This window comes from Pseudomonas sp. M2 (genome assembly GCF_015751845.1).
GTDB lineage: Bacteria > Pseudomonadota > Gammaproteobacteria > Pseudomonadales > Pseudomonadaceae > Aquipseudomonas > Aquipseudomonas putida_E.
The window spans coordinates 1,985,103-2,004,208 of sequence record NZ_JADOUD010000001.1; the positions used below are offsets into that span (position 1 = coordinate 1,985,103).

At 61.8% G+C, this 19,106-nt stretch carries 16 protein-coding genes; 9 read left to right on the plus strand and 7 right to left on the minus strand.

Annotated features, from left to right (window positions below):
• Positions 1-142: 142 nt before the first annotated feature.
• From IWW33_RS09230 to trxC, 8 genes are all read left to right on the plus strand, one after another.
• Positions 143-376: a hypothetical protein gene (locus IWW33_RS09230; protein ID WP_125923652.1), complete on the plus strand. Its 234-nt coding sequence runs from the start codon at positions 143-145 to the stop codon at positions 374-376.
• Positions 377-462: 86 nt separating this feature from the next.
• On the plus strand, positions 463-1,119 hold the full coding sequence (gene betI / locus IWW33_RS09235) for a transcriptional regulator BetI (protein WP_039601898.1): 657 nt from the start codon (positions 463-465) through the stop codon (positions 1,117-1,119).
• A gap of 38 nt (positions 1,120-1,157) precedes the next feature.
• Positions 1,158-2,630: a betaine-aldehyde dehydrogenase gene (betB, locus tag IWW33_RS09240; protein ID WP_174141012.1), complete on the plus strand. Its 1,473-nt coding sequence runs from the start codon at positions 1,158-1,160 to the stop codon at positions 2,628-2,630.
• Positions 2,631-2,788: 158 nt separating this feature from the next.
• Positions 2,789-4,480, plus strand: coding sequence for a choline dehydrogenase (gene betA / locus IWW33_RS09245; protein WP_046784979.1), 1,692 nt, complete (start codon positions 2,789-2,791; stop codon positions 4,478-4,480).
• Between the two features lie 186 nt (positions 4,481-4,666).
• Entirely contained in the window at positions 4,667-6,409 is a 1,743-nt protein-coding gene (locus IWW33_RS09250) for a potassium/proton antiporter (protein ID WP_115273385.1), read from the plus strand.
• A gap of 35 nt (positions 6,410-6,444) precedes the next feature.
• Positions 6,445-9,753: a mechanosensitive channel MscK gene (mscK, locus tag IWW33_RS09255; protein WP_119688139.1), complete on the plus strand. Its 3,309-nt coding sequence runs from the start codon at positions 6,445-6,447 to the stop codon at positions 9,751-9,753.
• A 170-nt stretch (positions 9,754-9,923) separates the two neighbouring features.
• On the plus strand, positions 9,924-11,384 hold the full coding sequence (gene selO, locus IWW33_RS09260) for a protein adenylyltransferase SelO (protein WP_119688138.1): 1,461 nt from the start codon (positions 9,924-9,926) through the stop codon (positions 11,382-11,384).
• Between the two features lie 46 nt (positions 11,385-11,430).
• Positions 11,431-11,865: a thioredoxin TrxC gene (gene trxC / locus IWW33_RS09265; RefSeq protein ID WP_115273383.1), complete on the plus strand. Its 435-nt coding sequence runs from the start codon at positions 11,431-11,433 to the stop codon at positions 11,863-11,865.
• A gap of 3 nt (positions 11,866-11,868) precedes the next feature.
• Here trxC and IWW33_RS09270 read toward each other — a convergent pair whose 3' ends face one another.
• The 4 genes from IWW33_RS09270 to IWW33_RS09285 form a co-directional block, all read right to left on the minus strand.
• A complete protein-coding gene (locus IWW33_RS09270; RefSeq protein ID WP_046784974.1) occupies positions 11,869-12,225 on the minus strand; it encodes a transcriptional regulator in 357 nt (118 codons plus the stop codon).
• Positions 12,215-12,523: a type II toxin-antitoxin system HigB family toxin gene (locus IWW33_RS09275; RefSeq protein ID WP_046784973.1), complete on the minus strand. Its 309-nt coding sequence runs from the start codon at positions 12,521-12,523 to the stop codon at positions 12,215-12,217. The genes IWW33_RS09270 and IWW33_RS09275 overlap by 11 nt, the downstream gene beginning before the upstream one ends.
• 65 nt (positions 12,524-12,588) lie before the next feature.
• The gene (locus IWW33_RS09280; protein WP_046784972.1) at positions 12,589-13,362 is read right to left on the minus strand and encodes a ParA family protein; all 774 of its coding nucleotides are present in this window, start codon (positions 13,360-13,362) and stop codon (positions 12,589-12,591) included.
• A 90-nt stretch (positions 13,363-13,452) separates the two neighbouring features.
• A complete protein-coding gene (locus tag IWW33_RS09285) occupies positions 13,453-14,352 on the minus strand; it encodes a LysR family transcriptional regulator (RefSeq protein ID WP_119688137.1) in 900 nt (299 codons plus the stop codon).
• 195 nt (positions 14,353-14,547) lie between these two features.
• On the opposite strand from IWW33_RS09285, the gene IWW33_RS09290 reads away from it, so the two are divergent.
• Positions 14,548-15,705, plus strand: coding sequence for an MFS transporter (locus IWW33_RS09290; protein WP_231386354.1), 1,158 nt, complete (start codon positions 14,548-14,550; stop codon positions 15,703-15,705).
• Positions 15,706-15,823: 118 nt separating this feature from the next.
• Here the strand turns inward: IWW33_RS09290 and IWW33_RS09295 are convergent, their stop codons facing one another.
• The 3 genes from IWW33_RS09295 to IWW33_RS09305 all read right to left on the minus strand — a co-directional run bounded on the left by IWW33_RS09295 (position 15,824) and on the right by IWW33_RS09305 (position 19,014).
• Complete coding sequence (locus IWW33_RS09295) at positions 15,824-16,171, minus strand: NirD/YgiW/YdeI family stress tolerance protein (protein ID WP_115273379.1); 348 nt, start codon at positions 16,169-16,171, stop codon at positions 15,824-15,826.
• 208 nt (positions 16,172-16,379) lie between these two features.
• The gene (gene hemE, locus IWW33_RS09300; protein WP_115273378.1) at positions 16,380-17,444 is read right to left on the minus strand and encodes a uroporphyrinogen decarboxylase; all 1,065 of its coding nucleotides are present in this window, start codon (positions 17,442-17,444) and stop codon (positions 16,380-16,382) included.
• A 151-nt stretch (positions 17,445-17,595) separates the two neighbouring features.
• Positions 17,596-19,014, minus strand: coding sequence for an FAD-dependent oxidoreductase (locus tag IWW33_RS09305; RefSeq protein WP_115273377.1), 1,419 nt, complete (start codon positions 19,012-19,014; stop codon positions 17,596-17,598).
• Positions 19,015-19,106: the final 92 nt, after the last annotated feature.

Below are 19,106 nucleotides of genomic sequence, written 5' to 3' on the forward strand. Positions count from 1 at the left end.
GGCAGTGCGGCTGTGGAGGCTAATCAGTCTTTTCCCGAGCAATTGGTGGAATACCCCCACTGCGTCAGGTGTTATAAAAGCACCTTGGAAACCGTGATCCCTGATAGAAACGTTGCAAAAACCAGACAGGTGGTCGGCGCAAATGCTTCGCCAAATCAGATTGGTGCGCGCATTCGTCACAGAGCACCCCGCCCGCTCCAAGGGCCTGCCGCAGGTCGATGACCGCTCGGCAGAATCTGCAGTTCGCATCGCTCATACCCGTCAACGCCTTGTATTCCGGGGGTTACGCGATTTCCTGGGGTGTCAATCCGTGCCCTCGAAACAGCCTGAAAAACTGTCAATGGCACAAATTGTCGCAGAGCTTATTCTTTATTGATTGAACGTTCAATCAAAACAAAATAGACTGGTCCTCGCCGAGTCAGCCGCACTTCGTCTGCTCGTCAGGCCTGAGGAGATAGCAAGATGCCCAAGGTCGGTATGCAACCCATCCGCCGCCAGCAATTGATCGAAGCTACGCTGCAAGCAGTCGATCAGGTCGGCCTGGGAGATGCCAGCATTGCGCTGATTGCCCGTTTGGCCGGTGTGTCGAACGGCATCATCAGTCACTACTTTCAGGACAAGAACGGCCTGATAGCGGCGACGATGCGCTACATCATGAACATGCTCAACGAGGGCGTGATCGCTCGTCGCCAAGCGCTGACCGACGACAGCCCGCGAGCCCACCTGAGGGTGATCATCGAAGGCAACTTCGATGCCAGCCAGGTGAATGGCCCGGCAATGAAAACCTGGCTGGCCTTCTGGGCCTCCAGCATGCACCAGCCGTCCTTGCACAGGTTGCAGCGGATCAACGATCACCGCCTGTATTCCAACCTGTGCTGCCAGTTCCGCCGCGCCATGCCGCTCGATGAAGCGCGCACCGCCGCCCGCGGCCTGGCTGCCTTGATCGACGGGCTGTGGCTGCGTGGAGCGTTGTCGGGCGATGCCTTCGACACCGGCCAGGCGATACAGATCGCTTACGAATACCTGGAACTACAACTGGCTAAACAGCAGCGCCCGGACACGCAACCACCGGCCTCTGAAAAAACGCGCACAGCCCTTGCCCAGCCGGCCGGAGCGTGACGCGAAAGCCACTCACACACTGCACTTGCGAGGACACTATGGCCCGTTTCGGAACGCAAAAACTCTACATTGACGGCGGTTATGTCGACGCTGCCAGCAACGCCACCTTCGAAGCCATCAACCCGGCGACCGGCGAAGTCCTCGCCCACGTGCAGCGCGCCACTCAGGCCGACGTCGAGAAAGCCGTCGAAAGCGCCGAGCGCGGTCAGAAAATCTGGGCCGCAATGACTGCCATGCAGCGTTCGCGCATCCTGCGCCGTGCCGTCGACATTCTGCGTGAGCGCAACGACGAACTGGCCATGCTGGAAACGCTGGACACCGGCAAGTCGTACTCCGAAACCCGCTACGTCGACATCGTCACTGGCGCCGACGTGCTGGAATACTACGCAGGCCTGGTGCCGGCCATCGAAGGCGAGCAGATTCCGCTGCGCGAAAGCTCGTTCGTCTACACCCGCCGCGAGCCGCTGGGCGTGACCGTCGGTATCGGCGCCTGGAACTACCCGATCCAGATCGCCCTGTGGAAGTCCGCCCCAGCCCTGGCCGCCGGCAACGCGATGATCTTCAAGCCTTCGGAAGTCACCTCGCTGACCACCCTGAAACTGGCCGAGATCTACACCGAAGCTGGCCTGCCGGACGGCGTGTTCAACGTGCTGACCGGCAGCGGCCGTGAAGTCGGCACCTGGCTGACCGAACACCCGCGCATCGAGAAAGTCTCCTTCACCGGCGGCACCACCACCGGCAAGAAAGTCATGGCCAGCGCTTCGAGCTCCTCGCTCAAGGAAGTCACCATGGAGCTGGGTGGCAAGTCGCCGCTGATCATCTGCGCCGACGCCGACCTGGACAAGGCCGCCGACATCGCCATGATGGCCAACTTCTACAGCTCCGGTCAGGTCTGCACCAACGGTACCCGCGTGTTCATCCCAGCCCAGATGAAAGCGGCCTTCGAAGCCAAGATCGCCGAGCGCGTTGCCCGTATCCGCGCCGGCAACCCGGAAGACGAAAACACCAATTTCGGCCCGCTGGTCAGCTTCCAGCACATGGAAAGCGTGCTGGGCTACATCGCCAAGGGCAAGCAAGAAGGTGCCCGCGTACTGTGCGGCGGCGAGCGTCTGACCGAAGGTGATTTCGCCAAGGGCGCCTTCGTGGCCCCGACCGTGTTCACCGACTGCACCGACGACATGACCATCGTCAAGGAAGAGATCTTCGGCCCGGTGATGAGCATCCTCACCTACGAAACCGAAGAAGAAGTCATCCGTCGCGCAAACGACACCGAATACGGCCTGGCCGCAGGCGTGTGCACCAACGACATCACCCGCGCCCACCGCATCATCCACAAGCTCGAAGCCGGCATCTGCTGGATCAACGCCTGGGGTGAATCGCCAGCCGAAATGCCGGTCGGTGGCTACAAGCAGTCGGGCGTCGGCCGTGAAAACGGCATCAGTTCGCTGGCGCAATACACTCGCATCAAGTCGGTCCAGGTCGAACTGGGCGGCTACGCGTCGGTCTTCTGAGAAACTCAGCTCCAAGCCGCGAGCAACAAGCTGCAAGCAAGTGCCGGGTGCATCATGCCCCGGCCCTTGCAGCCCTAATCCATTCGCGAGCTTCGCACGGCTGTGTTTTCTTGCAGCTTGTAGCTTGAAGCTTGCCGCTGCTTTCGAGGAGAAAGCCCATGGAATACGATTACATCATCGTTGGTGCCGGCTCGGCCGGTAACACCCTGGCCACTCGCCTGACCGAAGACGCCAGCGTCACCGTCCTGCTGCTCGAAGCCGGTGGCCCCGACTACCGCCTCGACTTCCGCACCCAGATGCCGGCCGCCCTGGCATTCCCGCTCCAAGGCCGTCGCTACAACTGGGCCTACGAGACCGACCCGGAGCCGCACATGGACGGCCGCCGCATGGAATGTGGCCGCGGCAAGGGCCTGGGTGGTTCCTCGCTGATCAACGGCATGTGCTACATCCGCGGTAACGCCCTGGACTTCGACGGCTGGGCAAAACTGCCGGGCCTGGAAGACTGGGCTTACCTGGACTGCCTGCCGTACTTCCGCAAGGCGGAAACCCGTGACATCGGCCCCAACGATTACCACGGTGGTGAAGGCCCGCTCAGCGTTGCCACGCCCAAAGCCGGCAACAACCCGCTGTTCAACGCCATGGTCGAGGCCGGCGTACAGGCCGGTTACCCGCGCACTGAAGACCTGAACGGCTACCAGCAGGAAGGCTTCGGCCCGATGGACCGTTCGGTGACCAAGAACGGCCGCCGCTCCAGCACCGCCCGCGGTTACCTGGACCAGGCCAAGAAGCGCCCGAACCTGACCATCGTCACCCATGCCCTGAGCGACCGCGTGCTGTTCGAAGGCAAGCGCGCCGTTGGCGTGACCTATCTGGTCGGCGACAGCGAGGAGCGCGTCGAAGCCCGCGCCCGCAAGGAAGTCATCGTAAGCTCTGGCGCCATCGCCTCGCCGCAATTGCTGCAGCGCTCCGGCGTGGGCCCGCGCGCCCTGCTGGAAAGCCTCGACATCCCGGTCGTGCACGACCTGCCGGGCGTCGGTGAGAACCTGCAGGATCACCTCGAGCTTTACCTGCAGTACGCCTGCACCCAGCCGGTGTCGCTGTACCCGTCGCTGCTGTGGTGGAACCAGCCGGCCATCGGTGCCGAGTGGCTGTTCAACGGCACCGGCATCGGCGCCAGCAACCAGTTCGAGGCAGGCGGTTTCATCCGTACCCGCCCTGAGTTCGAATGGCCGAACATTCAGTACCACTTCCTGCCTGTCGCGATTAACTACAACGGTTCCAACGGCGTGAAGGAACACGGTTTCCAGGCACATATGGGCTCGATGCGTTCGCCTAGCCGTGGCCGCGTCCAGGTCAAGTCCAAGGACCCTCGCCAGCACCCGAGCATCCTGTTCAACTACATGGCCACCGAGCAGGACTGGCAGGAGTTCCGTGACGGTATCCGCCTGACTCGCGAGATCATGGCCCAGCCAGCGCTGGACCCGTACCGTGGCCGCGAGATCAGCCCGGGGGCGCACGTGCAGACGGACGAAGAGCTGGACAAGTTCATCCGCGAGCACGCCGAAACCGCCTTCCACCCGTCCTGCTCGTGCAAGATGGGTACCGACGACATGGCGGTGGTCGATGGCGAAGGCCGCGTGCACGGCATGCAGGGCCTGCGTGTGGTGGATGCGTCGATCATGCCGATCATCATCACCGGTAACCTCAACGCCACCACGATCATGATCGCCGAGAAAATCTCGGACAAGATCCGCAACCGCAAGCCGCTGCCTCGCAGCACTGCCAAGTACTACGTGGCCAACGGCGCCCCGGTAAAAGGCAAGCCAATGCGTGAAGTGAAGCAGGCCTGACCTGCTCCGGCCTCATCGCCGGCATAGGCAACACAAGAAAAGGCACCCACCGCGGTGCCTTTTCTACATCTGCAGAAACGCTTTACATGCTGCCAATTCATCAGGTTAGAATCGATTGGCACGCGACCTGCTAGTTCTTCAAAGCTATCGAGTCCTCTTCCCCGCGTTATCCCGGAGTACCTGCCTTTGGATGCAAGCACCATCAACAGCCTGTTCCTGATCGGCGCATTGCTGGTGGGCGCAAGTATCCTGGTCAGCTCGCTGTCGTCGCGCCTTGGCATTCCAATCCTGGTCATCATCCTCGCGGTCGGCATGCTCGCAGGCGTGGACGGTGGCGGCATCATCTTCAACAACTACCCGACCGCCTACCTGGTGGGCAACCTGGCACTGGCGGTGATCCTGCTCGACGGCGGCCTGCGCACGCGGGTAGCGAGCTTCCGCGTGGCCTTGTGGCCGGCATTGTCGCTGGCCACCATCGGCGTGATGATCACCACTGCCCTCACCGGCCTGGTCGCGGCCTGGCTGTTTGACCTCAGCCTCATCCAGGGCCTGCTGATCGGCGCCATCGTCGGCTCCACCGACGCCGCAGCGGTGTTCTCGCTGCTCGGGGGCAAAGGCCTGAACGAACGGGTCACGGCCACGCTGGAGATCGAATCGGGCAGCAACGACCCCATGGCCGTCTTCCTCACCGTCACCCTGATCGACATGATCGCCAGCGGCCAGACCGGGCTGCACTGGAGCCTGCTGGGGCACTTGCTGCGCGAGTTCGGCATCGGTGGCCTGCTGGGCCTGGGCGGTGGCTGGCTGATGCTGCAACTGGTCAACCGGATCAACCTGGCCGGTGGCCTGTACCCTATTCTGGTCATCGCTGGCGGGCTGGCGGTGTTCTCGCTGACCAACGCCCTGCACGGCAGCGGCTTCCTTGCCGTTTACCTGTGCGGCCTGGTGCTGGGCAACAAGCCGATCCGCAGCCGCCACGGCATCCTGCACATGCTCGACGGCATGGCCTGGCTCGCCCAGATCGGCATGTTCCTGGTGCTGGGGCTGCTGGTCACGCCACATGACCTGCTGCCGATCGCCCTGCCCGCACTGGGCCTGGCGCTGTGGATGATCCTGATCGCGCGGCCGCTGTCGGTGGTTGCCGCACTGCTGCCGTTCAAGGCCTTCCATGGCCGCGAGAAAGCCTTCATTTCCTGGGTCGGCCTGCGCGGCGCGGTCCCCATCATCCTCGCGGTGTTTCCGCTGATGGCCGGGTTGCCTGACGCGCAGCTGTTCTTCAACCTGGCGTTCTTCATCGTGCTGGTATCGCTGCTGGTGCAGGGCACCAGCCTGCCGTGGATGGCCAAACTGCTGAAAGTCACGGTACCACCGGACCCGGCACCGATCTCGCGGTCTGCGCTCGAGGTGCACATCACCAGCGAGTGGGAGTTGTTCGTCTATCGCCTGGGTGCGGAAAAGTGGTGCATCGGTGCCGCCCTGCGCGAACTGAAGATGCCCGAGGGCACCCGCATCGCCGCGCTGTTCCGTGGCGAACAGCTATTGCACCCCTCCGGCAGTACCGTGCTCGAAGTCGGCGACATGCTTTGCGTGATCGGCCACGAACACAACCTGCCAGCACTGGGCAAACTGTTCAGCCAAGCCCCGCAACGCGGCCTGGACCTGCGCTTTTTCGGCGACTTCGTGCTCGAAGGCGATGCCGAACTGGGCGCGGTGGCAGCCCTTTACGGCCTGAAACTCGACGGCCTGGACGCAAAAATGCCGCTGGCGCAGTTCATCCGACAGAAGGTCGGGGGCGCTCCAGTAGTGGGCGATCAGGTCGAATGGCACGGCACGATCTGGACCGTGGCGACCATGGACGGGAACAAGATCCAGAAAGTGGGCGTCAGATTCCCCGAAGGAACGCGACCCGGACCAGGATTGTTCCTCTAAACTTCGTTTCTGCATGATCCACAAGTAGTCTGCCTATGTCCCTGCGCGTGTACCTTCGCACAGCCCTGCTCGGGCTGTGCCTGTCCCTGCCGTTCGCCGCTGCTGCGGCCGAAGCCCCGAGCGCTGCCAGTATCCAGAACAGCCTCGACAAGATCGCCGAACGCAAGCTGCCCGAGGCCGATCAGAAGGCCTTGCAGCAGGTGCTCGAACAAACCCTGAGCCTGCTTGCCAACAAGGAAGACAGCGAGAAGAAGCTTGCCGCGCTCAAGCAACAGCTGGCTGGCGCCCCCAAAGAGACCAGCGACAGCCAGAAAGAACTGGCCAAGCTCAAGGCCAGCAAGCCACAACCGGTGGCCCAGCGCTACGCCAGCCTTAGCGTGCCGCAACTCGAACAGATGCTCAGCGAACGCAACACCCTGCAGGGCGAGCTGCAAAAAGCGCTGTCCGACGCCAACAGCCTGATCATCAATTCGCAGACCCGCCCCGAGCGCGCTCAGGCTGAGATCAGCAACAACCAGACCCGCAGCCAGCAGATCAACACTATCCTCAAGAGCGGCAAGGATGGCGGCAAATCAATCAATGCCGACCAGCGTAACCAGCTCAATGCCGAACTGGCTTCGCTAAATGCCGTGACCCTGCTGCGCCGCCAGGAGCTGGCCGGCAACGGCCTGCTGCAAGACCTGGGCAACGCCCGCCACGACCTGCTGATTGAACGCACCGCACGCCTGGAACAGGAAATCCAGGACCTGCAGACGCTGATCAATGAGAAGCGTCTGGCCCAATCCCAGCAAACCGTCACCCAGCAGTCGATCGAAGCGCAGAAGGCTGGCGGCAGCAGCCTGCTGGCCAGCGAAAGCGCAGCCAACCTCAAACTTTCCGACTACCTGCTCAAGAGCACCGACCGCCTTAACGAGCTGACCCAGCAGAACCTGCGCACCAAGCAGCAGCTCGACAGCCTGACCCAGGCCGACCAGGCCCTGGACGAGCAGATCAGCGTGCTCAAGGGCAGCCTGCTGCTGTCAAAGATCCTCTACAAGCAGAAACAGGCCCTGCCGCACCTGAAGCTCGACCGTGACCTGGCCGACCAGATCGCCGACATCCGCCTGTACCAGTTCGAGATCAACCAGCAGCGCGAGCAGATGAGCAGCCCCGTGACCTACGTCGACAAGCTGCTGGCCAACCAGCCGCAGGAAGACGTCACCCCGGCCCTGCGCAAAGCCCTGCTGGAAGTGGCGATCACCCGCAGCGACCTGCTCGAACGCCTGAACCGAGAACTGTCGGCGCTGCTCAACGAATCGATCACCCTGCAGCTCAACCAGAAGCAGCTGCTCAGCACTGCGCAAGGCCTGCGCACCACGCTCGACGAACAGATGTTCTGGATCCCGAGCAACAAGCCGCTGGACTGGGACTGGTTGAAGTCTGTTCCGGAGCGCTTTGCCAAGCAGGTCGCCGACGTGCCTTGGGGGTCTGGCCTGAAGGAGCTGGGCGACGGGCTGAGCCAGCGCCCATTGTTGTTCCTGCCGCTACTGCTGGTGATCGGCGCCTTGCTGTGGCGCCGCAAATACCTGTACCAGCGGCTGAGCAAGGTGCACCAGGACATCGGCCACTTTCGCCGTGACAGCCAGTGGCATACGCCCCAGGCGATCCTGATCAACATCCTCCTGGCGATGCCAGTGAGCCTGGGCCTTGCCCTGTGCAGCTATGCCCTGCAGATCGACGCCCGCGGGCAGAACGCCAACCTTGGCTCCGCGCTCTGGCAACTGGCCCAGGCCTGGCTGGTGTTCTACACCGCCTACCGCATACTCGCCCCGGGCGGGGTGGCGGAAGTCCACTTCCGCTGGCACAAGCCGCAAGTCGAGTTCCTGCGCGGCTGGGTGCGCAGGCTGGGCACCGTGGTGCTGGCGCTGGTCGGCGTCGTGGCGGTGGCCGAGCACCAGCCGTCGGCACTGGCCGACGACGTGCTGGGCATCGGGGTAGTGCTGACCTGTTATGCACTGATGGCCTGGCTGCTCAGCCGCCTGTTGCTGAGCAGCCCCGCGCACCGCGACGCCTCGCTGTTCCGCAGGGCCGTCGGGCTGGCCTTCACGGCCTTGCCGATCGCCTTGTTCGTGGCAGTCTGCTTTGGTTATTACTACACCGCACTCAAACTCACCGACCGGTTGATCTACACCCTTTATCTGCTGATGTTCTGGCTGGTGATCGAGGCCGCCTTCGTACGCGGCCTGTCGGTTGCCGCGCGACGCCTGGCCTACCAGCGTGCCCTGAGCAAGCGTGCGGCCGCCAAGGAAGGGCTGGATGGCGAAGTCATCACCGAAGAGCCGACACTGGACATCGAGCAGGTCAACCAGCAGTCGTTGCGCCTGATCCGCCTGGCCTTGCTCGGTGGCTTCATTGCCGGCTTGTACTGGGTGTGGGCCGACTTGATCACGGTGTTCGCCTACCTCAACAACTTCACCCTGTACGAATACACCAGCGGCACCGGCACGGCCGCCAGCATGGTGCCGATCAGCCTCGGCGACCTACTCGGCGCGCTGGTGATCGTCGGCATCACCTTCGCCCTGGCCGGTAACTTGCCGGGCCTGCTGGAGGTGCTGGTGCTGTCGCGGCTGAACCTGGCCCAGGGCAGCGCCTATGCCACCACCACGCTGCTGTCGTACACCATCGTCGGTATAGGCATCGTCAGTACCCTGTCGACCCTCGGCGTAAGCTGGGACAAGTTGCAGTGGCTGGTGGCAGCCCTGTCGGTCGGCCTGGGCTTCGGCATGCAGGAGATATTCGCCAACTTCATCTCCGGCATCATGATCCTGTTCGAGCGCCCGGTGCGCATCGGCGACACCATCACCATCGGCAACCTGTCCGGCACCGTGAGCAAGATCCGTATCCGCGCCACCACCATCACCGACTTCGACCGCAAGGACATCATCGTCCCCAACAAGACCTTCATCACCGGCCAGCTGATCAACTGGTCGCTGACCGACACGGTCACCCGCGTCACGCTGAAACTGGGCATCGACTATGGCTCCGACCTGGACCTGGTGCGCGAGCTGCTGCTCAAGGGCGCCCACGAGAACCCACGGGTGCTCAAGGACCCGGAGCCGCTCGTGTACTTCCTCAATTTCGGCGAAAGCTCGCTGGACCACGAACTGCGCATGCATGTACGGGACCTGGGCGACCGCAACCCGACGCTGGACGAGATCAACCGCTTTATCAATCGCGAGTTCAAAGCGCACAACATCAAGATCTCTGTTCGCCAGGTCGAGGTGTACCTGATGGACATGCAGGGCGGCAAGCAGCAGCTGATACCGGTGGAGCAACCGAAACCGGATGGCACTCAACCAGTGTGAGTAGACGCCGTAGCGCTTGAACACCCAAAATACATACGAGGGCTGCGCCCTCGATCGCCGGCAAGCCGGCTCCCACAGGGTCCGCGCCGCTGCGATAGTCATGTGGGAGCCGGCTTGCCGGCGATTGGGCCGCAAAGCGGCCCCTTGGCACCGATCCCCAGGAGCAGCCCGTGAAAGCCCTCGACCAACTCACCTTCGACAACCGCTTCGCCCGCCTGGGCGATGCGTTCTCCACTCAGGTTTTGCCCGAGCCCATCGCAGAGCCTCGCCTGGTGGTGGCAAGCGAGTCAGCCATGGCCTTGCTCGACCTCGACCCGGCCCAAGCCGATTTGCCCTTGTTCGCCGAAGTGTTCAGCGGCCAAAAGCTCTGGGAAGAGGCCGACCCGCGGGCGATGGTCTATTCCGGACATCAGTTCGGCTCGTATAACCCACGCCTGGGCGATGGGCGCGGCCTGCTACTGGCCGAAGTGCTCAACGACGCAGGCGAACACTGGGACCTGCACCTCAAGGGCGCCGGCCAGACGCCGTATTCACGCATGGGCGACGGCCGCGCCGTACTGCGTTCCTCCATCCGCGAGTTTCTCGCATCCGAGGCCCTGCACGCCTTGGGTATCGCCACCAGCCGGGCACTGTGCGTGATTGGCTCCAGCACCCCGGTATGGCGCGAAACACGCGAAAGTGCGGCCATGCTCACGCGCCTGGCGCAGAGCCACGTGCGCTTCGGCCACTTCGAATATTTCTACTACACCAAGCAACCGGAACAGCAGCGGGTACTGATCGATCATGTGCTGGAACAGCACTACCCCGAATGCCGTGAGGCCGAACAACCCTACCTGGCCATGTTCCGCACCATCGTCGAGCGTAACGCCGAACTGATTGCTCACTGGCAGGCGTACGGCTTCTGTCATGGGGTGATGAACACCGACAACATGTCGATCCTGGGCATCACCTTCGATTTTGGCCCCTATGCCTTCCTTGACGACTTCGACGCCAACTTCATCTGCAACCATTCCGATGATCGTGGCCGCTACAGCTATGCCAACCAGGTACCGATCGCCCACTGGAACCTCAGCGCGCTGGCCCAGGCCCTGACCACCGTGATCGAGGTCGAGCCTTTGAAGGAGGCATTGGGGCTGTTCCTGCCACTGTACCAGGCACATTACCTGGACCTGATGCGCCGGCGCCTGGGCCTGACCACGGCCGAGGACGACGACATGGCGCTGGTCGAGCGCCTGCTACAACGCATGCAGAGCGGGGGTGTGGACTACAACCTGTTCTTCCGCAGGCTGGGCGATCAACCGGTGGCCGAGGCACTCAAGGGCGTACGCGACGATTTCATCGACCTGGCAGGTTTCGATGCCTGGGGCGCGGACTATCTGGCCCGCTGTGAGCGTGAAGCCGGTAATGGCGATGGGCGCCGCGAGCGCATGCATGCGGTGAACCCGCTGTACGTACTGCGCAACTACCTGGCGCAAAAAGCCATCGAAGCCGCCGAGGCCGGTGACTACAGTGAAGTGCGGCGGCTGCATCAGGTGTTGAGCACGCCATTCGAGGAACAAGCCGGAATGCAGGCTTACGCCGAGCGACCGCCCGCGTGGGGCAAACACCTGGAAATCAGCTGCTCCTCCTGATGGCTGGCCGGCGATAGCGTCCGAACAAACACCACAAGGAAACGACATGTCCGACTCACTGCTAGTGCCCTGCCCCCACTGCGACGGCCTCAACCGCCTGCCTTCATCCCGCCTGGGCGATGCGCCGAAATGCGGCCGCTGCAAACAGGATGTGCTGTTGAGCCAGCCGTTCGAGCTCAACGAACGCAACTATGCCAGCCAGATCAAAGGCGACCTGCCGCTGCTGATCGACGTCTGGGCCGACTGGTGCGGCCCGTGCAAGTCCTTCGCCCCCACTTTCGAACAGGCCGCCCGCCAGCTTACCGGCCGCTGCCGCCTGGCCAAGCTCGACAGTGAAGCCAACCGCAACCTTGCGGGCCAGTTGGGTATCCGTTCGATTCCCAGCCTGATCCTGTTCAAGAACGGCCGCGAAGTCAGCCGCCAGGCCGGCGCGTTTCCACTGCAGTCGTTGCTGGAGTGGCTACGCAGCCAAGGGGTTTAAGCCTCAAGCGTTCGCCAGTAGGGATTCATAGGGAATGCGGAGGCCATCGTGAAGCCGTTTGATCATGGACAGACTTAGCCTGCGCTTCCCGTTCAAGACTTCAGATACGCGACCGCTTGGGCCGATGTAAGGCTCCAGGTCCCGCGCTGTCAACCCCTGCTGGTCCATGCAGAATTTGATAGCCTCGATTGGGTCTGCGGGCTGAATGGGGTAGTGCTTGTTTTCGTACACCTCAATCAATGTCACAAGAACTTCCATTTCATCAGCATCGGGCGTACCGGCTTGTGCTTGATAAATGGATTCCAGTCGCAGAAATGCGGCTTTAAGGTCGTCGTCATTGCGGATTGGCTTAATATTCACTGATCGTCTCCACGTCAATTTCGTCATATCGCTTGTGCGTTCCGACGAATTTCACCCAGGCAATACCAGCTCGATACTGCATTTCAACCACTAGCCGGTATTTATTGCCTCCGATGTTGAAGACCACGCGGTTGTTGCCACATATGCTAGCGCTGCCAATCTGGCTTTTCACCTCTTGCGGTGTTCGCCATGTGGCTTTTTGTGCCATATCGTGCCAACTCTCCAACGGTGCCTTGGCATCTTCATGCCCTGGTAACTCCCAGAATTTCACCAATGTACTTTTGGCAATGACGCGCATCCAAGCAGATCTCCCGTTTTGGGAGATGCTAGCGCTTATCTACTCCTCGCGCAAGGATGAGCATTTCACGCGGTGCGCTCAAGCAAGTCATGCAGCTCGACAAACTGCTGGGTCAGCTTGTGCCGTGGCTCCAGGTGGATCAGCGGTAAACTGGCGTGGTGCGACTCGCGCATCTTCACCGAACTGCTCAGGTATACCGGCAATACCGGCAGGCCTTCGGCCAGCAGTTCGTCGAGCATCTGCTGGGGCAGGCTGGCGCGGGACTGGAACTGATTGACGACAATGCCTTCGACCACCAGCTCTTCGTTGTGGTCATCCTTCAACTCTTCTATCTCGGCCAGCAGCCCATACAGCGCCTGGCGCGAAAAACTGTCGCAGTCGAACGGGATCAGCACACGGTCTGCCGCAATCAGCGCCGATACCGCATAGAAGTTGAGTGCAGGCGGCGTATCGATGTAGATCCGCTCGTAATCCTCGTCGAGCTCGTCGAGCAACTTACGCAGCTTGTTGATCTTGTGCTTGGCCTCAAGCTTGGGCTGCAAATCGGCCAGCTCTGACGTGGCGGTGACCACATGCAGGTTGTCGAACGGGGTTTCGTAGATATCGACCTTGTTCTTCTTGCTGAACGGCCCGCTGGAGAGGCTTTGCTTGAAGAAGTCGGCGATGCCCATCGGAATGTCTTCGCCGGTAAGGCCGGTCAGGTACTGAGTCGAGTTGGCCTGGGCATCCAGGTCGATCAGCAGGGTCCGATAACCTTCACTGGCGCTGACCGCCGCCAGATTGCAAGCGATGCTCGACTTGCCCACACCACCTTTCTGATTGAACACCACGCGCCGCATGAGAGACCTCCGTGTATCAACGAATGCCCGAGTATGTGGCGGCGCAGCGGCATTGGCCAGCGCCAATTGCCCGACGCCGATGGCAAGGGTTCAATTGCCCCCTGCGGTTACGCCCGTCAGCAATGCGGCAAAGGCCTTGGCCATTGCCGATCCGCCATGTTGGCGCTGGACCAGCCATACAGCAGAGGTGGCGTCTTCATCCAGAAGCGTTCGGTACACGACGCCCTCGATGCGCATGCGCTGAAAGGAAGCAGGCAAAATCGACACCCCAAGGCCCGCCGACACTAGCCCAATGATGGTCATGGCCTCCCCTGCTTCCTGAGCAAAATGCGGATTGAAACCCGCCTGTCGCGCCAGACTCAGCAACTGGGCGTGCAATCCACTGCCGTAACTGCGCGGGAAGAACACGAAGGGCTCGTGGGCCAGCGCCGCCATGTGCACACCGTGCTCGGTCCCTTCGGCCAGCGCATGTGAGGCATTGATCACCGCCACCAGCGGCTCGCGAAACAGCTCCGTGGCCACCAGCCCTTCCGGCAAGGGCATGGGCCGCATCAGGCCGACCTCGATGGACTCGTCGAACACCCCTTCGGCGACATCGCGGCTGCTCATTTCCTTGAGGTTCAGGTGCACCGCCGGGAAGCGCTGGCGGAAGGCATGAATCGCCTTGGGAATCTTCGAGGTAAAAGGGGCCGACGAGGTAAAGCCGATCTTCATTTCGCCCAGCTCACCCAGTTGCGCACGGCGCGCAACATCGGCCGCCTTCTCTACCTGCGCAATTACCTGACGGGCTTCCTCGAGGAACAGCCGACCGGCCTCACTCAGCTCGACCCGACGATTGGTACGTTCGAACAGGCGCGCGCCCAACTCCTGTTCCAAAGCCTGAATCTGCTGACTCAGGGGTGGCTGAGAAATGCCTAACTGCTGGGCCGCCCGCCCGAAGTGCAGCTCTTCGGCAACGGCAATGAAATAACGCAGGTGGCGCAGTTCCATGGGGCCTCCAGAACAAGTCGCAAAACGTCTTAAATAGGTCGAACAATATATTGGATCTAATCATTAGGCAGCTATATGCTTTTTTCATTGCGCCAGAGGTACCCGCCCGTGAAAACTGCTGTAGCCCCCCTTCCTGCCGACCCCGAGCCTGCACCGCTGAACGAAATCTGGATCGAGAAAGGCACCCCTGCCTTTATGAAGACCGTATTGGCCCTGTTCAGCGGCGGCTTCGCGACCTTCGCCCTGCTGTATTGCGTGCAGCCGATGATGCCGCTGCTGTCGCAGGAGTTTTCGATCAATGCCGCGCAGAGCAGCCTGGTACTGTCGGTGTCGACCGGCATGCTGGCGTTCGGCCTGCTGATCACCGGGCCGATTTCCGACCGCATCGGGCGCAAGCCGGTGATGGTATTCGCGCTGCTCTGCGCCGCGTTATCGACCATGGTCAGCGCAGTGATGCCGACCTGGGAAGGCGTACTCGCCACGCGGGCGCTGGTCGGCCTGTCGCTGAGCGGCCTGGCAGCTGTGGCGATGACCTACCTGAGTGAAGAAATCCACCCGCAGCACATCGGCCTGGCCATGGGCTTGTATATCGGTGGCAATGCCATCGGCGGCATGAGCGGTCGGCTGATCACAGGCGTGCTGATCGACTTCGTCAGCTGGCACACGGCAATGCTGACCATCGGTGGTTTGGCCCTGATCGCAGCGCTGGTGTTCTGGAAGGTGCTGCCCGAATCGCGCAATTTCAGGGCGCAGACGCTCAAACCGCGCAGCCTGCTGGATGGCTTCGTCATGCACTTCAAGGACGCGGGTCTGCCCTGGCTGTTCCTCGAAGCCTTCCTGTTGATGGGCGCATTCGTCACCCTGTTCAACTACATAGGCTATCGGCTGCTCGCCGAGCCGTATCACATGAACCAGGCGCTGGTCGGTTTGCTCTCGGTGGTCTATCTGTCGGGTATCTACAGCTCGGCACAAGTGGGTGCGCTGGCAGATAAACTGGGGCGCCGCCGGGTGTTCTGGGCGAGCATTCTGGTCATGGCGGGCGGGCTGTTGATGACATTGGCCAGCCCACTGGTGATGATCATCGTCGGCATGCTGATCTTTACCTTCGGCTTCTTCGGAGCGCATTCGGTGGCCAGCAGCTGGATCGGCCGCCGAGCGCTGAAGGCCAAGGGCCAGGCGTCTTCGCTGTACCTGTTCTGCTATTACGCGGGGTCGAGTGTGGCGGGGACGGCAGGCGGGGTGTTCTGGCACCAATGGGGCTGGAGTGGCATCGGGCTGTTCATCGGCAGCCTCCTGGCGGTGGCGTTGCTGGTGGCGTTGCACCTGAGCAAGCTGGCGCCCAAGGCTGCCTGAAACAGGGCTGCTCTGTGCAGCCCAATCGCCGGCAAGCCGGCCCCCACAGGTAAACCACTGTATTCAAGGGCAGTGGGATACCTGTGGGGGCCGGCTTGCCGGCGATTGGGGCTTCAGATCAGTTCACGATCTCGACAATATCCACATCCACTTCACGGCTCATCAGGTGCTTTTCCACCTCGCCGGTCAGCTTGACCTTGGTCTTGTCGTTGAACGGCGTCGGCGGCAGGTCTTCATCGTCGATCTCAACGGTGATGGTGCCGGTGTTGTCCTTGAATTCGTACTTGTCGTCGTTGTTGATCTTCTTGGTGACATAACCCTGCAGCACCACGGGCGTGTCATCGGCTGCGTCATTGGCAGCCGCGACGGTAGTCACCGACTGGGCGCCCGGGCCGGTATAGCCGGCGGCCAAGGCAGCGGTACTGAACAAGGGGGCGAGAATCAGAGCGAAGTAACGAGCTTTCATGAGGATCGGGTCCTGTTTCGGTTTCGATGGGACCAGATTAGCGACAATCGCTGAATTAAAACTTAATGCAACAAAAAACGGCCCGCCGGCAAGCCGGCTCCTACAAGGACCGCGCAGTTGTTGAGCTGTGCGCCGTACCTGTGGGAGCCGGCTTGCCGGCGATGGGCCGCAAAGCGGCCCCAAATCGCTTGACTGACTGCCATTCAGATCACTGGTGATACTGCGCCGACAGCTCATGCACGGCGTTGATGAACACACCCGCATGCTCCGGGTCGACCTCCGGCGTAATGCCGTGACCCAGGTTGAACACGTGGCCGGTACCCTTGCCATAGCTCGCCAGGATCCGTGCCACTTCGTTGCGAATGGCCTCAGGCTTGGCGTACAGCACGGTCGGGTCCATGTTGCCTTGCAGGGCAACCTTGTCGCCAACGCGGCGGCGGGCGTCGCCGATCTCGCAGGTCCAGTCCAGACCCAGGGCATCAGCGCCGGCTTCGGCGATGCTCTCCAGCCACAGGCCGCCGTTCTTGGTGAACAGGATTACTGGCACCTTGCGCCCATCGTGCTCACGGATCAGGCCGCTGACGATCTTGCGCATGTAGGCCAGGGAGAACTCCTGATACGCCGCCGCCGACAGGTTGCCGCCCCAGGTGTCGAAGATCTGCACGGCTTGGGCGCCGGCCAGGATCTGCCCGTTGAGGTAGCTGGTGACCGACTGTGCCAGCTTGTCCAGCAGCAGGTGCAGGGCCTGCGGGTTGTCGTAGGCCATCGCCTTGGTCTTGCGGAAGTCTTTGGACGAACCACCTTCGACCATGTAGGTGGCCAAGGTCCACGGGCTGCCGGAGAAACCGATCAGCGGCACACGGCCGTTGAGCTCGCGCCGAATGGTACTGACGGCATCCATCACGTAGCCGAGGTCTTTCTGCGGATCAGGGATTGGCAGGGCTTCGATGTCGGCCGGGGTGCTGATGACCTTCTTGAAACGCGGACCTTCGCCGGTCTCGAAGTACAGGCCCAGGCCCATGGCATCGGGAATGGTGAGGATGTCCGAGAACAGGATCGCTGCGTCAAGCGGGTAGCGCTCCAGCGGCTGCAGGGTGACCTCGCAGGCGAACTGCGGGTTCATGCACAGGCTCATGAAGTCACCGGCCTTGGCGCGGCTGGCGCGGTATTCCGGCAGGTAACGGCCGGCCTGGCGCATCATCCATACAGGGGTGACGTCTACGGGTTGCTTGAGCAGTGCACGCAGGAAACGATCGTTCTTCAGGGCAGTCATGTCGGCATCCGGCAAAAAAGTGCGGGCATTTTCTCAGACGCCAGCGCAAAAGGCACGGTTGAGACCATGCGTTTTGTCTATTGGGTGCCGTGGATCAAGCAATTTTGTATACAAAAAGCGATGAGGCCGCTGTGCGGCCCCATCGGTCACATCAGACTTCGAGGTAATCCAGGATACCTTCGGCAGCGGTACGACCTTCGAAGATGGCGGTCACCACCAGGTCCGAACCGCGCACCATATCGCCACCGGCAAAGATTTTCGGGTTGCTGGTCTGGTGCTTGAACTTACCTTTCTCCGGGGCCACCACGCGGCCTTGGCTGTCCATCTGGATGCCATGCTGCTCGAACCAAGGTGCCGGGCTTGGGCGGAAGCCGAAAGCGATCACCACGGCGTCCGCCGGGAGGATTTCTTCGGAACCCGGGATTGGCTCAGGGCTGCGACGACCACGGGCATCAGGCTCGCCAAGACGGGTCTCGACCACCTTCACGCCTTCGACCTTGTCTTCACCGACAATGGCGATCGGCTGACGGTTGTAGAGGAATTTCACGCCTTCTTCCTTGGCGTTCTTCACCTCTTTGCGCGAGCCCGGCATGTTGGCTTCGTCACGACGGTAGGCACAGGTCACCGCCTTGGCACCCTGGCGGATCGAGGTGCGGTTGCAGTCCATTGCGGTGTCGCCACCGCCCAGCACCACGACCTTCTTGCCCTGCATGTCGACGAAGTCTTGCGGCGACTTCTCGAAGCCCAGGTTGCGGTTGACGTTGGCGATCAGGAAGTCCAGCGCGTCATGCACGCCCGGCAGGTCCTCGCCCGGGAAGCCGCCTTTCATGTAGGTGTAGGTACCCATGCCCATGAACACGGCGTCGTACTCGGCGAGCAGCTGTTCCATGGTGATATCGGTGCCCACTTCGGTGTTCAGGCGGAACTCGATACCCATGCCGGTAAAGACTTCGCGACGATTGCTCAGCACGGTCTTTTCCAGCTTGAACTCAGGGATGCCGAAGGTCAGCAAGCCGCCGATTTCCGGGTTCTTGTCGAACACCACCGGGGTAACCCCGGCGCGCACCAGCACGTCGGCACAGCCCAGGCCTGCCGGGCCAGCACCGATGATGGCAACGCGCTTGCCGGTCGGTTTGACCTTGGACATGTCCGGGCGCCAACCCATGGCGAAGGCGGTGTCGGTGATGTACTTCTCGACCGAACCGATGGTCACCGCGCCGAAGCCATCGTTCAGGGTGCAGGCACCCTCGCACAGGCGGTCCTGCGGGCACACACGGCCGCAGACTTCCGGCAGGGTGTTGGTCTGGTGCGAGAGCTCCGCCGCAGCCAGGATGTTGCCTTCGGAGACCAGCTTCAACCAGTTCGGGATGAAGTTGTGCACCGGGCACTTCCACTCGCAATAGGGGTTACCGCAGCCCAGGCAGCGGTGTGCCTGCTCTACGGACTGCTGGGGCTTGAAGGGCTCGTAGATTTCCACGAACTCCTTCTTGCGCTGGCGCAGCAGCTTTTTCTTTGGGTCCTTGCGGCCCACTTCGATGAACTGGAAGTCGTTACTCAGACGTTCAGCCATTTTTCAAAACCTCTTAACAGCAGCTGCAAGCTACAAGCTGCAAGCCGCAAGACGATCACTTAAGCCGGGCAAACCTCGAGCTGCTATTACTC

Coding starts and splice junctions, on each gene's coding strand:
- trxC (WP_115273383.1), top strand. CDS start 11,431: ATGTCCGACTCACTGCTAGTGCCCTGCCCCCACTGCGACGGCCTCAAC.
- betI (WP_039601898.1), top strand. CDS start 463: ATGCCCAAGGTCGGTATGCAACCCATCCGCCGCCAGCAATTGATCGAA.
- IWW33_RS09280 (WP_046784972.1), bottom strand. CDS start 13,362: ATGCGGCGCGTGGTGTTCAATCAGAAAGGTGGTGTGGGCAAGTCGAGC.
- IWW33_RS09295 (WP_115273379.1), bottom strand. CDS start 16,171: ATGAAAGCTCGTTACTTCGCTCTGATTCTCGCCCCCTTGTTCAGTACC.
- IWW33_RS09275 (WP_046784973.1), bottom strand. CDS start 12,523: ATGCGCGTCATTGCCAAAAGTACATTGGTGAAATTCTGGGAGTTACCA.
- IWW33_RS09285 (WP_119688137.1), bottom strand. CDS start 14,352: ATGGAACTGCGCCACCTGCGTTATTTCATTGCCGTTGCCGAAGAGCTG.
- IWW33_RS09230 (WP_125923652.1), top strand. CDS start 143: ATGCTTCGCCAAATCAGATTGGTGCGCGCATTCGTCACAGAGCACCCC.
- hemE (WP_115273378.1), bottom strand. CDS start 17,444: ATGACTGCCCTGAAGAACGATCGTTTCCTGCGTGCACTGCTCAAGCAA.
- IWW33_RS09290 (WP_231386354.1), top strand. CDS start 14,548: ATGAAGACCGTATTGGCCCTGTTCAGCGGCGGCTTCGCGACCTTCGCC.
- betB (WP_174141012.1), top strand. CDS start 1,158: ATGGCCCGTTTCGGAACGCAAAAACTCTACATTGACGGCGGTTATGTC.
- mscK (WP_119688139.1), top strand. CDS start 6,445: ATGTCCCTGCGCGTGTACCTTCGCACAGCCCTGCTCGGGCTGTGCCTG.
- IWW33_RS09305 (WP_115273377.1), bottom strand. CDS start 19,014: ATGGCTGAACGTCTGAGTAACGACTTCCAGTTCATCGAAGTGGGCCGC.
- betA (WP_046784979.1), top strand. CDS start 2,789: ATGGAATACGATTACATCATCGTTGGTGCCGGCTCGGCCGGTAACACC.